11 protein-coding genes and 1 pseudogene are annotated in these 16,038 nt (G+C 62.6%); 5 read left to right on the forward strand and 7 right to left on the reverse strand.

Going from position 1 to position 16,038, the window contains the following annotated elements:
* Positions 1–78: 78 nt before the first annotated feature.
* Positions 79–1,929 carry an acetyl-CoA hydrolase/transferase C-terminal domain-containing protein gene (locus ACSZOQ_RS10635; protein WP_439922512.1) on the reverse strand — a complete coding sequence of 617 codons (1,851 nt, stop codon included), beginning with the start codon at positions 1,927–1,929 and terminating at the stop codon, positions 79–81.
* Between the two features lie 90 nt (positions 1,930–2,019).
* On the reverse strand, positions 2,020–3,267 hold the full coding sequence (locus ACSZOQ_RS10640; protein ID WP_439922513.1) for a threonine ammonia-lyase: 1,248 nt from the start codon (positions 3,265–3,267) through the stop codon (positions 2,020–2,022).
* Positions 3,268–3,600: 333 nt separating this feature from the next.
* Between ACSZOQ_RS10640 and ACSZOQ_RS10645 the strand changes: the two genes are divergently transcribed.
* A complete protein-coding gene (locus ACSZOQ_RS10645) occupies positions 3,601–3,888 on the forward strand; it encodes a hypothetical protein (RefSeq protein ID WP_011511110.1) in 288 nt (95 codons plus the stop codon).
* Positions 3,889–3,979: 91 nt separating this feature from the next.
* Here ACSZOQ_RS10645 and ACSZOQ_RS10650 read toward each other — a convergent pair whose 3' ends face one another.
* Genes ACSZOQ_RS10650 through ACSZOQ_RS10660 form a run of 3 tightly spaced genes read right to left on the reverse strand, consistent with a single transcriptional unit; the run spans position 3,980 to position 9,808 of the window.
* Positions 3,980–7,477, reverse strand: coding sequence for an error-prone DNA polymerase (locus ACSZOQ_RS10650; protein ID WP_439922514.1), 3,498 nt, complete (start codon positions 7,475–7,477; stop codon positions 3,980–3,982).
* Positions 7,474–9,087: a Y-family DNA polymerase gene (locus ACSZOQ_RS10655; protein WP_439922515.1), complete on the reverse strand. Its 1,614-nt coding sequence runs from the start codon at positions 9,085–9,087 to the stop codon at positions 7,474–7,476. The genes ACSZOQ_RS10650 and ACSZOQ_RS10655 overlap by 4 nt, the downstream gene beginning before the upstream one ends.
* Positions 8,996–9,808, reverse strand: a complete 813-nt coding sequence (locus ACSZOQ_RS10660; protein WP_439922516.1) for an ImuA family protein — start codon at positions 9,806–9,808, stop codon at positions 8,996–8,998. The genes ACSZOQ_RS10655 and ACSZOQ_RS10660 overlap by 92 nt, the downstream gene beginning before the upstream one ends.
* Before the next feature lie 180 nt (positions 9,809–9,988).
* Between ACSZOQ_RS10660 and ACSZOQ_RS10665 the strand changes: the two are divergent.
* Positions 9,989–11,233 (forward strand): annotated as a pseudogene (locus ACSZOQ_RS10665) (putative DNA modification/repair radical SAM protein).
* Positions 11,230–12,672, forward strand: coding sequence for a UdgX family uracil-DNA binding protein (locus ACSZOQ_RS10670; RefSeq protein WP_439922517.1), 1,443 nt, complete (start codon positions 11,230–11,232; stop codon positions 12,670–12,672). The pseudogene ACSZOQ_RS10665 and the gene ACSZOQ_RS10670 overlap by 4 nt, the downstream one beginning before the upstream one ends.
* A 59-nt stretch (positions 12,673–12,731) precedes the next feature.
* Here the strand turns inward: ACSZOQ_RS10670 and ACSZOQ_RS10675 are convergent, their stop codons facing one another.
* Both ACSZOQ_RS10675 and ACSZOQ_RS10680 read right to left on the reverse strand, forming a co-directional pair.
* The gene (locus tag ACSZOQ_RS10675) at positions 12,732–13,235 is read right to left on the reverse strand and encodes a YciE/YciF ferroxidase family protein (RefSeq protein WP_439922518.1); all 504 of its coding nucleotides are present in this window, start codon (positions 13,233–13,235) and stop codon (positions 12,732–12,734) included.
* An 86-nt stretch (positions 13,236–13,321) separates the two neighbouring features.
* Positions 13,322–14,494: a M20 aminoacylase family protein gene (locus tag ACSZOQ_RS10680; RefSeq protein ID WP_439922519.1), complete on the reverse strand. Its 1,173-nt coding sequence runs from the start codon at positions 14,492–14,494 to the stop codon at positions 13,322–13,324.
* Between the two features lie 247 nt (positions 14,495–14,741).
* On the opposite strand from ACSZOQ_RS10680, the gene ACSZOQ_RS10685 reads away from it, so the two are divergent.
* Both ACSZOQ_RS10685 and ACSZOQ_RS10690 read left to right on the forward strand, forming a co-directional pair.
* A complete protein-coding gene (locus tag ACSZOQ_RS10685; RefSeq protein ID WP_439922520.1) occupies positions 14,742–15,689 on the forward strand; it encodes a metallophosphoesterase family protein in 948 nt (315 codons plus the stop codon).
* A 67-nt stretch (positions 15,690–15,756) separates the two neighbouring features.
* Entirely contained in the window at positions 15,757–16,032 is a 276-nt protein-coding gene (locus tag ACSZOQ_RS10690; protein WP_439926011.1) for a cupredoxin domain-containing protein, read from the forward strand.
* Positions 16,033–16,038: the final 6 nt, after the last annotated feature.

Genomic DNA, 16,038 nt, shown 5'->3' on the forward strand with positions numbered 1-16,038 from the left:
CCGCGCTCGTCGCGGGCATCCACGTCTTGACACCCGGCGGCATGAAAGGCGTGGAGGGCCGGGACGAAGCCCGGCCGTTTATTTCTCGCCGCTTCGCCTCAGCGCGGCATTCAGCAACATGCGGTAGAGCCTATCTGAAAACCTGTTCGGACAATCCACCCCCATGCGCGCCAGTGCCGGCTGATCCGAGACTGCGGCGGGACGCAGACCGTCGATTGCCAGCGAGAGCAACGCCACAGGCGAGTGCGATGCGTCGCGCAGCACTTCAAGCGCCGGGATCAGCCGCTGCTCGACCTCGGTGAAATCGCTGCCGAATGGGAACGGCGGCAGCAGCCCAGCCGACAGCGCGGGCTTCAGCGCAGTCTTGATCCGGTCAGCAAAATTCTCGCGATGGACGGCGGGTATCTCATGGTTCTTCGGCAGCTTTCCGGCGTCCATGGCCTGCCGCATCAGCTCGCCCTGGAAACGCGAGTCCGCGACGTTGAGCATCGCCGCGATCACCTCGGCATCGGACTTGCCGCGCAGGTCCGCCACGCCATACTCGGTGACGACAATATCGCGCAGGTGGCGCGGGATGGTGGTGTGTCCATAGGACCAGCGGATATTGGATACCAGGCCGCCCTTCTCGCGTCGCGTTGATTCCAGAGTCAGGATCGAGCGCGCGCCTTCGAGCGCAAAAGCCTGCGCCACAAAATTGTATTGCCCGCCGACGCCGCTCACCACCTGCCCGTTGTCGAGGCCGTCGGAGATCGCAGCCCCCATCAAGGTCGCCATCATAGCGTTGTTGACAAAACGCGCATCGACGCGGGCGCGACACTTGGCGGCCTCGTTACCGTAAAGTTCATTGGTGAAGGACACCGCCGTCATCTGGATGCGGGCGCGCTGCTCGAGTGTCATCTCGCGCAAGGCGCGGTAGAACGATTGCGGACCCAGAAAGAACGCGCCGTGCAAAACAGCGCCATCGACCTCGCGCCTGAGCACGCCGGCCTCGATCAGCCCGAGAAACGCCTCGAACACCATTTCGCTGACGCCATAAAGACCGGTCGCGAACGGCGCGGTTTCCGCCATTTCGCTGCCCGGCGCGAGCCGCGCTGTGATCTCGCGAAACCGTGCGTTGTCGCGGTGACGCAGAATCAGGCTTTGCGCCAGCGCGTCGCCGACCTGACCGATGCCGATCTGAAGAGTGCCGCCGTCCTTGATCAACCCCGCCGCGTGCAGGCCGATGGCGTATTTGGTGTCCGACACCGGCTCGGAGGGCGGAGCGAACAGCGGAAAGTCGGTGTCGGGGCTGTCGAGGATTGCGCTGAACTCGCTGGCTGGAAGATCGCCGGCGCCGGGCATGAACGGCAATTGCGAATTGACCTGTCCTACCAGTTTGAACGACGCGCGGCCCGCAGCGCGAGCGCGCAGAAGGTCGAGCGTGGTGTCGGTGTTGCTGCTCAGACTGTAACGCGTCTCGCCGTTGACCACACGCTTGGCCACAAGCTGGGTGATGACATTAAGGCCGCGGTCGAGGATATAGGACGCGGCATGGGTATAGTTGGCGGCGATGTAGTGCTGCTGGGCATAGGCGTTGTGCAGCCACTTGCCCGCCAGGAAGAAGAACTCGGTGACCTTGACGTTCGGCGGCAGCGCGCCCTTATGCAAAGCGGCGGCGTAATCGAGGTCCGGCCAGCCGCCGAACAGACGGTCGATCACCGGCGCGATGAAACGCTTTTCCAACTCGTTCGACGGCCGCGGCTTCTCGAGCGTCAGCGCGGAGAAGAAGGTCAAGTCGAGGCTGCGATCGGCGGCGGCCCGCCGATAAATCGCATTGATGATGTGATTGGCCTTGCCGAGCCCGAGCGGCAATCCCACCACCAGACGAGGACCGACATCGCGGATGATGTCGTCGGCGATGGCGACGGGGTCGGTAAAAATCTTCGGCATCAGCAAATGGTCCACATGTCGATCAAATTCGGCGCATCTTCCCGTCTCCCACGTTGCAGCCTTTGCCACAACGATCTGATGTCATTTCATTCAATCCCGTGACAATACCAGCCGGTCGCGACGGCGCGCTCTCACGCCTTTTGCTTCCAGACCAGCGACAATAGCGCTGCCGTGCGCCGTGTCCTGCGCCTCGATCACCAGCTCCACCTCGGTCATGTTGGCTGACAGCGCGCTGAACAGACGCTGATGCTGCACCTCGACGATATTGCCGCGGAGCTCGGCGATGATGCACGCAAGTTCAGCGAGCGCGCCCGGCTTGTCGGAGATCTCCACCACAAGATCAATCAGCCGGCCGTCGCGCACCAAGCCTCGCATCAGCACATTGGCGAGCGTGCGCGTGTCGATGTTGCCGCCGGACACGATCAAGCCGACCTTGCGTCCCACAAACCGCCCGGGGTCGCTCATCAAGGCCGCGAGCGCCGCCGCGCCCGCACCTTCCGTCACGGTCTTCTCGATCTCCAGCATCTGGATGACGGCCTTCTCGATCAAGCGCTCCGCTACCGTCATCACCTCGATGCCATACGCGCGCAGGATCGCCAGCGGCAGCGCGCCGACATCGCGGACCGCAATGCCCTCGGCGATGGTCGCGCCGCCGACCGAAATCGGATGCCCAGCGAGATGCTGAGCCACGGCGGCGTAGGACTCCACTTCGACGCCGATCACCTCGACCGCTGACGCATGGTTCGCTGCCGCGATCGCGCAACCCGCTACCAGCCCCCCGCCACCGACGGGCGTCAGCAGACAGTCGAGCGCAGGCTGATCTTCCAGCATCTCAAGCGCCACCGTGCCCTGCCCCGCGATAACGGCCGGATCGTTGTAGGGGTGGACAAAGACGAGATTCTCATCCGCGGCCAGTTGCCGGGCAAAGGCGGCGGCTTCCGCCAGCGTTTCGCCCTCAAGCCGTACCCGCGCCCCGAGCTGCCTGGTTCGCGACACCTTCACGAAAGGCGTCGATTTCGGCATCACGATCGTGGCGGCGATGCCGAGGTTATGAGAGTGATAGGCGACGCCCTGTGCGTGGTTGCCCGCAGACATGGCGATGACGCCCCGCCGCGCCTCCTCAGGTGACAGCGTGAGTAACTTGTTGGCGGCCCCGCGCTCCTTGAAGGAGGCGACAAACTGCTGATTTTCCAGCTTGAGCCAGACCTCGGCGCCGGTGATATCGGACAGCGTCCGCGAATGAACCAGGGGCGTGCGGATCACCCGGCCGGCGAGTCGGGCCGCGGCCGCCCGCAGGTCCGCCACTCCGATAGATTTGCCGTGTTCTGCATCGCTCATACTGGTCCCCTGTGAATGGTCCGACTGCGGGTTATCTCACCGCCGCGAGACATACGAAATAAGTACCGGACGCGCCCTCATTTTCCGACATGAGGCGGACGATGATGAAAAAATGGCGCTCCGAGCCACGTTCGTACAGACCGCCGACGGTATCGCCGCCGATCGCAACCCTGATTTCCCGCAAAAAGCATACCGGCGCATTAATATTTGCCATCCGCCGACAGCAACTGACAGCGTCGGAAAAGCCACCACGTCGTACGGGCCGGATCGCGCGGCGCGTGACAGTGGAGCCCGACCCGTCCATGATTTACACGCTTAATGCAAGGAGCTGTCATGTCCGCCATTGATCCCTTGACCGCTGCGGGTGTCGTATTGGCCACTGCGGCGACCGATGCCGTCTATGTGATGTTCACCTCGGCCGTGGTGGCACGACGGCGCGTGCCGGCGGCGACCTGGAGCAGCGTCTGGTACCTGCTCTCGTCCTTCGCGGTGATCAGCTATACCGAGAACTGGGTCTATGTGGCTTTCGCCGCGGTCGGCTCCTGGCTCGGCGCGTTCGCGACCATCACCTTCCTGCATCGCCCGCCCGGCGGGCCACCGGTCGGCGCGTCGGTGGAGTGAAGGGGCCGATCAATTGTCGGTTTTTTCTCGACGTCATTCCGGGGGCGCGCGTCGAAGACGCGAACCCGGAATCCAGTAGTCAATGAAGCACTCAATGAAAATCCCGCGAGCGCGGCAGGATACGCACATTGCGCGGATGACGAATTCGTTGCGCCGGATTGTCGGGATGATCGCGGCGGTCATCATTGAGCGGTTCGGCCGGTGCAGCCGGCGACGGCAGCGGATGCCTGGACACGAGCGCGTCGTTCGCCAGATGCATCAGCTCAGTGGAGCGATCGGTCAGCTTGCTTGCGACAAGATGCACGACCTGCTCCGGGCTGCTCTGGATAGTGCCCTCTACCTCGATCAGCCGAGCGCCCATCACCTCCTTGCGGTAGCGCTCCATGACCTTCGGCCACACCACGACATTAGCGATACCGGTCTCGTCTTCCAGCGTCATGAAGACGACACCCTTGGCACTGCCCGGCCGCTGCCGCACCAGCACCACACCCGCGCATTTGACACGGCGTTTGTCATTGGCATGGCAAACCTCGGAGCAACTCACCACGCGCTCGCGAGTGAACATCGCGCGCAGGAATTCCATCGGGTGCCCCTTCAGCGACAACCGGATGGTCTGGTAGTCGGCAACCACCTGCTCCGGCAGCGGCATCACGGGCAGCGGCGCGGCATGTTCGTCCGGGAGCTCGCGAGCGGTGGCGCTTTCGAACAATGGCAGCGGCACGTCGTCCGGCAGGCGGCGTACCGCCCACAGCGCCGCGCGGCGGTCGAGCCCGAGCGAGCGAAAGGCATCGGCATCGGCCAGCAGGATCAGCGCGCGCTTCGGCAGTTTCGTGACACGGGCAAAATCCTCAATGGAGGTGAAAGAGCGGTGCCGCCGCGCGACGACGATCCGCTCGCCCCAGTCGTCTAATTCGTCATTCCGGGGCGCGATCTCGGAATCCATAATCACTGTCGGGAGTATGGATTCCGGGTCTGCGCCAAGAGGCGCATTCCGGAATGACGGTTGAAAAGTTAGTGCGGAGAGAGGGAGTGCGCCATGCCCTATCGCAGCGTCACGACGCCGAATCTTGTCTCGTTTCAAATACTCCTCATCCTTATCAATCCACTTGAATCCGTCGATCTGGCGAAAGCCGAGCCGCACCGCGTGATGCGCACCCGCACGCTCTTCCAGCGTGTTCTGGGAATCGCTGAACGACACATCGATCGGACGCACCTCGACGCCGTTCTTGCGGGCATCGCCGACGATCTGCGCCGGCGCGTAAAAACCCATCGGCTGCGAATTCAACAACCCGCAGCAAAATGCGTCGGGATGGAAATGCTTCAACCATGACGAGACATAGACAAGCTGTGCAAAGCTCGCCGCGTGGCTTTCGGGGAAACCGTAGGAGCCGAACCCCTTGATCTGCTCGAAACAGTTTTTCGCGAACACCGGATCGTAGCCGCGCGCGATCATGCTGTTGACCATCTTCTCCTGAAAGGTTCCAATGGTTCCCACGTTGCGGAACGTCGCCATGGCACGACGCAGGCCGTTGGCCTCCTCAGAGGTGAATTTCGCGGCCTCGATGGCGATCCGCATCGCCTGCTCCTGAAACAACGGCACGCCGAGCGTCTTGTGCAGCACGTTGCGCAGTTCATTTTTGTCGCCGCCCTTGGGATAGGGATAGTCGATATCCTCCGGCTTCATGGCTCGCCGCTTCAGATAGGGGTGCACCATATCGCCCTGGATCGGCCCGGGACGGACGATAGCGACTTCGATGACGAGATCGTAAAACGTGCGCGGCTTCAGCCGCGGCAGCATATTCATCTGTGCCCGGCTTTCGACCTGGAACACGCCGAGGGATTCCCCTCGCTGCAACATTTGATAGACTTCGTCGTCGTCCCTCGACTTGATGTCCGCCAGTTCGTAGCGCTTGCCCTTGTGCTCTGCGATGAGGTCAAAGCATTTCCGGATGCAGGTGAGCATGCCCAACGCGAGCACGTCGACCTTCATCATCCGCATGGCGTCGACGTCGTCCTTATCCCACTCGATAAAGGTGCGGTCGTCCATCGCGGCATTGCCGATCGGCACATAGGTGTCGAGGCGATCCTGGGTCAGCACATAACCGCCGACATGCTGTGACAGATGGCGCGGAAAGCCGATCAGCTCGGTGGCAAGTTCGACGGCGCGGCGCACCATGGGATTCTGCGGATCGAACCCCGCCTGCCTGATCTGCATGTCGCTGACATCATTGCCCCAGCTTCCCCACACCGTATCGGCAAGCGCCGCCGTGACATCCTCGGTCAGACCCAGCGCCTTGCCGACGTCGCGAATGGCGCTTCGCGGCCGATAGTGAATGACGGTGGCGATGATCGCGGCGCGATGACGGCCGTAGCGGCGATAGACATACTGCATCACCTCCTCGCGGCGCGAATGCTCGAAATCGACGTCGATATCGGGCGGCTCCAGCCGTTCCTTGGAGATGAAGCGTTCGAACAGCAGATCGGTCTCAGCCGGATTGACCGCGGTGATGCCGAGCACATAGCACACGGCCGAATTCGCCGCCGAGCCTCGGCCCTGGCACAGGATGTTCTGGCTGCGGGCCCAGTGCACGATGTCATGCACCGTGAGAAAATAATGCGCGTATTTGAGTTCAGCGATCAGGTCGAGTTCCTTTCGCAGCACGGCGCGCAGCTTTTCGTCCGGCCCTTCCGGGAAATATTTTGAGACACCCGCCCAGGTCAGATCCTCGAGATGACGCTGCGCCGTCTTGCCAGGCGGCACCGGCTCGTCGGGATACTGATATTGAAGCTGATCGAGGGTGAATGCGATGCGCGATGCGAACGTCATCGTCTCAGAGATCGCTTCGGGGATATCACAAAATAGCCGCACCATCTCGTGTGCAGGCTTCAGGTGCCGCTCGGCGTTGGCTTCGAGTTTTCGACCCACGGCATCGATCGTGGTCTTTTCACGGATGCAGGTGAGCACATCCTGCAGGGGACGGCGCGCCGGATGGTGATACAGCACCTCGTTGATCGCAAGCAGCGGCACGCGAGCGGCGACCGCGATCCGCTGCAATCGCAGCAAACGGCGCCGGTCGTCGCCGCGATAGAGCAGGCTTGCCGCGAGCCAGACACCGCCCGCGCGACTCTGCCGCAACCGGTCCAGCACCTTCAGAACTTTCGTCGCTTCTAAGCGATGCGGCGCGGTCAGCACGAGAAGCTGTCCTTCCGAAAATTCCAGCAGGTCGTCCAGTTTCAGATGACATTCGCCTTTCTCCGCCGTCCGCTTGCCGCGCGTCAGCAATCGGCACAGCCGGCCATAGGCGTCACGGTCGCGAGGATAGACAAGGATATCCGGCGTTCCATCGATGAACACGAGCCGCGATCCAATCAGCAGTCGCGGCTTGTAACGAACCTTGGGATTTTCCAGCTCTGCATAAGCGCGCACCACGCCCGCCAGCGTGTTGCGATCAGCGATACCGATGACCGGCAGCCGCAGCTCGCTCGCCTGATGCACGTAGTCCTGCGGATGCGACCCGCCGTACAGAAACGAGAAATTGGTCGCGATGCCGATTTCGGCATAGGCCGGAATGTCGCGCGGATGCTTCATGCGAACAGTCCGTGCACGAACCATTTCGGCTGAGTGCCGATGTCCTTCTCATCGACCACTTCGCCATAGAGGCCGTCGCGATAGAGCCAGAACCGCAACCCGGTTTCGTCCTCGACGCGAAAGTAATCCCGCGTCTGCCTCGTCTCCTGCGTTCGCCACCACTCCATCGCGATCCGTTCGGGACCTTCGGCCCGCACCACCGTATGGGTGGCGCGCCGCCAGGTGAAATGATGTGGCGGCTTGTCGGGCACCTCAGCCATCGTCACCTCGATCGGTTCCGGCCGTGCAAACATGCGCAACGGCCGCAGCGGTGGCTCGCCCTCGGTACGAGCAGACCATTCGGCGAGCATCGCCGCCACAAGATGCTGCTGCGCCGGCAATGAGAGCACCGCGCGTTCGGGAATATGGGTATCCTGCGGCAGGTGCACGACGACGCGATGACTGCCGATGCGGGCGGCAATGCGGTCGATCAGCGCCGCCACCTCGTCATTGTCCCGGACATGCGTGTCGAGGTCGCGCTGCTCCTGCACCACGGACTCGGTTCGTACGGCGGACAGCCGCACCAGATCGAAGCCGAAGCCGGGATCGAGCGGATCGGCCAGCGCATCGAGCCGTTCGCGAAACAGCCGGTCGACAATCTCGCCGCGCGTGACCGGACGACCAGCCTCGACAGCGATGACGCGCACCGCGCCGTCGGTGCGGAAAAAACTCGATTCCAGCCGCCGCGCGCCCTTGCCCTGTTTTTCCATTGCGGCGATGAGTGTTCGCGCGAGGCTCGCCAGCGTCATCGCGATCACGCCGTCAGTGGCGATTGGCTCGGCGAACCGCTTCTCGACGATAAAATCCGGCGGCGGCTTGCGTGGGCTGATCGGCGCATCGCCCTGCCCCAGCGCCTGCTCCAGAAGTGCGATGAAAGCCGCGCCGAAACGCGCGGCGATCTCGTGGCGGCCGCGCGCGGCGACATCTCCGATGGTTTTCAGCCCGGCGCGGCGCAGCCCGCGCGTGATCGCATCATCTGCGCTGAGCGTGAACACGGGCAGCGACGCGACGGCCTCTAGCTCCTCGCCGGGCGCAACAATCCGGCCATGGGCATGGCGCGTCAGCGCCCGCGCGCAGGCCGGTGTGCCGGCAATCGCCGCGCTGACAGCAAAGCCTTGCCGCGTCAGCGCGCCGCACAGCGCGTTCATCAGCGCGGCCTCGCCGCCAAACAAATGCGCGCAGCCGGTGATGTCGAGCAGCAGACCGTGCGGCTGATCGAGCGCTACCAGCGGCGTGAAGCGGTCGCACCAGTCGGCGATGCCGTTCAGGGTTTTTGCATCCGCCGCGTCGTCGGCATCAAACACGTCGAGGTCGGGACAGATCGCGCGAGCATTGGTCAGCGGCAAGCCAACCGTGAGGCCGAAGCGCGCAGCCGCGTCATCCAGCGCGGAGATGACTAGCGCGTTGTTTTGTTTGACAACGACGATGCGAGGCGACTTTCCCTTTGTCTTTGCCGCGCCAGATTGTGAGTCACATGCTTCAGCCAACTCGCCGAAGCGGAACGACTTGCGTCGGATACGATCGGTCGGTAGTCGCGGCAGCCACAGGCTGAGGATGCGTCTCCGAGCCATGGAACGGGACGTCACGGAAGAGGCACTCATCACACTTCCACTCCATGATCCATTGGCCGGTCTGGCCATGACGATTACGGACAAGCCGTGTTTCGAGTACGGGGGCGCCCCATGCCTGCCATGCCGCGCCTGGCGGCGAGCGCGCCGGGCGCACGATCCACCGTGTCTCCGCCGTCGAAGGCAGCGGGTTTGCCGCCACCCGCAGCAGCAGCCCGGTGACGCCGGAGGCGCGCGCCGCCAGCGTCAGCCTGCGGCTGGCGACGAGATCGAGCAGACGCGTCTCGCCCCAGATTTCCATCACCACAGCGCCAAGCGCATCGCAGGCCAGCGCATCGGCCGCTGTCCGCAACGCGCTCTCCACATCCGGTGCATGGACCGTTACCAAAAGCCAAGGATCGAGACCGAGCTCGCGCCATCCGCGCATCGACAGCGCACCGGTTTCTCGCGCGACAAAATCCTGCCGCACCCAGAGCAGCGGCCGATCCTTGCCGACACGCTGCGCGAGGCCTGCGATGAACCCTGTCGCCGCCGCGCTGTGCCGCCCCTCCGCGAACACCTCATGCACGGCGCCGCGCGCAAGCCCGCCCTGTAGCACCCCATCCGCCTCGCCATGACCGAGCGCCGCCCGGCCCGGCATTCCGACGCCGTGATCGGTCTCGATCCGCGCGATGCGGTCACGCAGGCGCGCAAGCCTCCCTGCGCTGCTTCCGGGTTCAGCCATGATCAAAAATCCGTTCGTGACATCAGAACCCAGACATCAGAACCAATGACAAGCCTGAATGTTCACTATATGTTCTAATAGATGCCGACACTAGCCAAGAGTCAACCGGGACTTTCCGGCGAGGTTTTCGCCGAGATCACAAACCTCGTTTTTGTTTTGAAATCAAAGAATTGGACAGCAATGGAGCTGCAACGCAAGCTGGAAATCCTGGCCGACGCCGCAAAATACGACGCTTCCTGCGCCTCCAGCGGCACGGAGCTGCGGGACAGCCGCGACGGCAAGGGTCTGGGCTCAACCGCTCCCGGCATGGGCATCTGCCATTCCTATGCGCCGGACGGGCGCTGCATTTCACTGCTGAAGGTGCTGCTGACCAATGCCTGCAACTACGACTGCCTCTATTGCGTCAACCGTGCGTCGTCGAACGTGCCGCGCGCCCGCTTCACCATTGACGAAGTGGTCAAGCTGACCATCGACTTCTATCGCCGGAACTACATCGAGGGGCTGTTTCTCTCTTCGGGCATCATCCGCAGCGCCGATTACACCATGGAGCAGGTGGTCGCTGTCGCGCGCAAACTACGCGAGGAGCATCGCTTTCGCGGCTACATCCATCTCAAGACCATTCCCGAGGCGGATGATGCCTTGATCACGGAGGCCGGCAAATATGCCGATCGCCTCTCAATCAACATCGAGATGCCGGAGGAAGACAGTCTCGCGAAGTTCGCGCCCGAGAAGGATGTCCGCGCCATCCGCCGCACCATGGGGCGATTGCGCCTCAGGCTTGATGAAGCGAGCGAAGCCAAAAAAGCCGAAGCCACGTCGCGCACAAAAGCGCCACGATTCGCACCGGCCGGCCAGACGACGCAGATGATCGTCGGCGCCGATGCCGCATCGGATCAGACGATTCTGGGCACAAGCGCCAACCTCTACGGCTCCTATAGCCTGAAGCGCATCTATTACTCCGCCTTCAGCCCGATTCCCGATGCAAGCCGCGCCCTGCCCCTGAGCGCCCCGCCGCTGATGCGCGAGCATCGACTGTATCAGGCCGACTGGCTGATGCGTTTCTATGGTTTTGATGTCGGCGAAATCGTGGATGCCATGAACCCGATGCTGCCCCTCGACATCGATCCGAAACTCGCCTGGGCGCTGCGCCACCGCGACCGCTTTCCGCTCGACATCAACCGCGCCAGCCGGGAAGAGCTGTTGCGGGTGCCGGGTTTTTGAACCAAAGCCGTGGACCGCATTCTCTCCGCGCGACGTTACACCTCGATCCGCGCCGCCGACCTTTCGCGCCTGCACGTCCCCCGAAACAAGGCGCTACCCTTCATCGTTCTTGCCGACCATCGGCCGTCGCCAAATATCTTGGAGAGCATGACGCTGGCAGACCAATTGAAGCCGGAAGCCATGCAACTGGGGTTCGGATTTTGACCCGCCATATCATCCTCGACAGCGAAACCGATTTCGACGGTTGGCGCAGCGCCGCCCGCGCGCTCGCGCTCCACGATATCGCCCCGCGCGATGTGGTCTGGCGCGCGTCTGGCAACGAGCCGGACCTGTTCGCACCCGCCGCCGCGGTTCTGCCCGACGGACCACATGACCTCACCTTCAACGTGCCGGCGCAGTTCATCGAACTCGCGCAGACGGCGATCCTGCATCGCGATCCCGAGCGATTTGCCCTGCTCTATCGCCTGCTGTGGCGACTACGCATGAATCACGATCTGCTCGATATCGCCACCGACCCGGATGTCGTCAGGGTAACGGACATGGTCAGGGCGGTCCGTCGCGACGAACACAAGATGCACGCTTTCGTGCGGTTTCGCGAGATCGGCCGTGAACGGGACACGCATTTCGTGGCCTGGTTCGAACCTGAACATCATATCGTCGAACTCGCCGCCCCGTTCTTCATGCGGCGTTTCGCGGACATGAACTGGTCGATTCTGACGCCCTATATCTGTGCGCATTGGGACGGTCACCGGCTGTCGTTCACGCCTGGCACCGGCCGCGACGAGGCGCCGACCGAAGATCGCCTCGAAGACGTCTGGCGCAGCTATTACGCCCGCATCTTCAATCCGGCCCGCCTCAAGGTGAAGGCGATGCAGACCGAAATGCCGAAGAAATATTGGCGGAACTTGCCCGAGGCTTCGTTGATTAAATCCCTGGTCGCGAACGCGAGCCGCGCTTCGCGCGAGATGATCGCGGCCGAGGCCACAGCGCCCAGGAAACCGCAGCAGCGGGAGCAGCCGATGGCTCGCAAGTCCTCATCCCACGACAGCCTCTCAAGCCTCCGCGAAGAAGCCGCCGGATGCCGCGCCTGTCATCTCTGGAAGGATGCGACCCAGACCGTGTTTGGCGAGGGCCCGGCGCACGTACAGGTCATGCTGGTCGGCGAGCAGCCCGGCGACAAGGAAGACCTCGCGGGGAAACCGTTCGTCGGCCCGGCGGGACAGATGCTTGACCGCGCACTCAAGGAGGCCGGAATCGACCGCAAGAAGGTTTACGTTACCAATGCCGTGAAGCACTTCAAGTTCGTGCCGCGCGGCAAGATCAGGCTGCACCAGAAGCCGAACACGCCGGAAATCAGGGCGTGCCGCCAATGGTACGAGCGGGAACTTGCCACGATCAATCCGGAGCTGGTGGTGGCGATGGGCGCAACTGCGGCACAAAGCGTGTTCGGTAAGATCACGCCAATCAATAAAACCCGCGGACGGCTGATCGACATAGGCGACGGACGTAAGGCACTGGTGACGGTGCACCCGTCCTATCTGCTGCGGCTGCCGGACGAGGACGCCAGAGCCCGCGAATATGAACGCTTTATCGACGATCTGAAAACTGCCGCGACGCAACTGCACCGCGACAAGGCCGCGTAAATGACCAGACCGACCACCACCGGCGGCAAGCGCCACCGATGATAGCCTAACAAAAGCATTTAAGCCGCCAATGCCTCAGAATTGACAGCAGCCTCCGCGAGCGCCGTCAGATCCTTGTCGGTCTTGCGCTCCTGCTGAAGCGTTTCATCGATCAACTTGACGGCATCCTTCATCCCAAGCTTGACCGCCCACGCCTTCATGGTTCCGTAGCGCGCCATTTCGTAATGTTCCACTGCTTGCGCCGCCGCGAGAAGGCCCGCGTCCAGCGCCTCAGTGCCCTTGTATTCGTCCATGACCTCCTTGCCTTCATCCAGAAGGCCGAGGATGGCATCGCATGTCTTGCCCTTGGCCGGTTTGTCGAGCAGCTCGAAGACTTGTTCCAGACGTTCGATCTGGCCTTCGGTCTCGTCATGGTGTTTTTCGAAAGCCGCCCGCAATTTGTCGGATGTTGCCGCCTTCGCCATCTTGGGCAGAGCCTTGAGGATCTGCTTTTCGGCAAAGTAGATGTCCTTGAGTTGATCAAGGAACAGGTCGTGAAGATCCTTCTCTTTCGCAGCTGTCATCGTAGCCTCACGTGGTTGAAAGGGGGAATTCCCGCTTCCTAACGCGACGTGAGGAGCTATGTTCCTCGCACTACAACCGCGTGATCTCAGGCCGATAGCGTGTTCTCGACCAGCCTGATCCAGTACGAGGTGCCATAGACGATGGCGTCGTCGTTGAAGTTGTAGGCGGGATGATGCAGGTCCGCGCTGTCGCCATTGCCGACGAAAATGAAAGCGCCGGGCCGGGCTTCCAGCATGTAGGAGAAATCCTCCGCGCCCATCATCGGCGGCGTGTCGTGCACATTGTTGTCGCCGGCGATCTCCTTCGCGATCCTGATCGCGGTTTCGGTCTGCGCGGCGTGATTGACCGTGACCGGATAGCCGCGCCCGAATTTGACATCGATGCGGGTTCCAGTGATCTGCGCCACGCCCGCAGCAACCTCGCGAATCCGTGTCTCCACCAAGTCGCGCACGTCGGCCTTCAGGGTGCGGACGGTTCCGTGCAGTTCGATGGTCTGCGGCATGACGTTGCGGGTGTTGCCGGCGTGGAACTCGCATACCGAGATCACGGCGGATTCCAGCGGGTCGACGTTGCGAGACACGATCGATTGCAGGGCAACGACAAGCTGCGAGCCGGCCAGCACCGAATCGACGCAGAGATGCGGCCGCGCGGCGTGGCCGCCGCGGCCCTCGATCCTGAAATCGACAGCGTCGGTCGCCGCCATGATCGGACCCGGCCGGATGGCAAAGGAGCCGAGCCGGACGCCGGGGACGTTGTGCATGCCGTAGACCTGATCGATCCTGAAACGGTCCATCAAACCGTCCTTGAGCATCGCCGCAGCACCGGCACCGCCCTCTTCCGCTGGCTGGAAGATCACGACAGCCTCGCCAGCGAAATTCCGCGTCTCCGCCAGGTAGCGCGCGGCGCCGAGCAGCATTGCGGTGTGGCCGTCGTGGCCGCAGGCATGCATCTTGCCGGGCGTCTTCGAGGCGTAAGGCAAGTTGGTTTGCTCTTGAATCGGCAGCGCATCCATATCGGCACGCAGGCCGATTACCTTGACCGTGCCGTCGCTGGCCGGCCTCCTGCCCCTGATAACGCCGACGACACCGGTCCTGCCGAGCCCGGTCGCGATCTCGTCACAGCCAAACTCCCGCAAGCGGTCCGCCACGAACGCCGCGGTGCGGTGCACGTCGTACTGCAACTCAGGATGTTCGTGGATATTCCGGCGCCAGCCAGCGATATCGGGTTGCAGGTCGGCGACGCGGTTGACGATGGGCATGCGAGGTTCCGGGTTGGCCGAGACTGACGTTCTCTGTCTACCATGACGCGATGAACGGCCCAATATAATCGCCGCAAAAGCGCAGCCATGGCGATCGAGGATCGCCGGTAACGGCTTCGTCATCGCGCCCGACGCGCGACGAAACCCCAGACAAACCAGGTCTTTGGTGCCCTCAAAACGCGCGGGAATAAATCCGCACATTCCCCGATCAGGTCTGCATACCCAATGACGGGAATGGAGACCTCTCATGAGCCACGACCACAATCACAGCGGCGACGGCGTCAGCCGCCGCAAGGTGCTGGAATGCATGACATGGGCCGGCACGGGTGTCCTCTGGACCATTGCCGGCGGCGTACCGCGATCCCTCGGCCTTGTCGGATCGGCACAGGCCGCGGAAGCATCCGTATCCGCCCTCACCTTCCTTCAGATCAGCGACAGCCACGTCGGCTTCGACAAGGCCGCCAATCCTCACGCGCTTGCCACGCTCGAGGAGGCGATAGGCAAGATAAAAGCGCTGCCGGTGAAGCCATCCTTCATGATCCATACCGGCGATATCACGCATTTATCGAAAGCATCGGAATTCGACGATGCCGAGCGTATCATCTCCCAATCACGTCTCGACGTGCACTACGTGCCGGGCGAGCACGATTTTATCGATGAAGAAATCAAGCTGTATCGCGAGCGCTATGGACGCGGCACCAAGGGCGCGGGCTGGTATTCCTTCGACGCCAACGGCGTGCACTTTATCGGCCTCGTCAATGTCGTCGATCTCAAGGCCGGCGGTCTCGGCAATCTCGGCGCTGAGCAACTGGCGTGGCTCGCGGATGACCTAAAAGGCCGCTCGAATTCGCAGCCGATCGTGGTGTTCGCGCATATTCCGCTATGGAGCGTTTATCCGACCTGGGGCTGGGGCACCGAGGATGGCGCGCGGGCGCTCGACCTGCTCAAGGGTTTCGGTTCGGTGACTGTGCTCAACGGCCACATCCACCAGGTGATGCAGAAGGTCGAAGGCAACGTCACCTTCCACACCGCGCGCTCGACCGCCTTTCCGCAACCCGCGCCGGGCACCGCACCCTCCCCCGGGCCGATGAAGGTCGCCGACGACAAATTGCGCAGCCTGCTCGGCATCGCCAGCATCGTCTTCAAACCCGGCGAGGAGCGCCTCGCCATCATCGATACGCCGCTGCAAGGCTAAAGGACTTTGAATCATGATGTTTCTGAACTTGCGCACAGGCGCGATCCGGCTCGCCGTGGTTGCCGTGATGGCATCGCAAATGACCGTTGCCCATTGCGAGGAGATGTCGGTGATGATCGACAACTTCACCTTCGAGCCGGCGCAATTGACTGTGAAGGTCGGAACCACAGTGACGTGGACCAACCGTGACGACATTCCGCATACGGTCGTCTCGGCAGGTAAATTCCGCTCCAAGGCATTGGATACCGACGACCAATACTCGTTCACCTTCACCAGCGCCGGCGACTACAAGTATTTTTGCTCGCTGCATCCGCACATGGTGGGGATGATCCGGGTTGAGTAACGGCCA

The organism is Nitrobacter sp. JJSN (assembly GCF_051912485.1).
Taxonomy (GTDB): Bacteria; Pseudomonadota; Alphaproteobacteria; order Rhizobiales; family Xanthobacteraceae; genus Nitrobacter.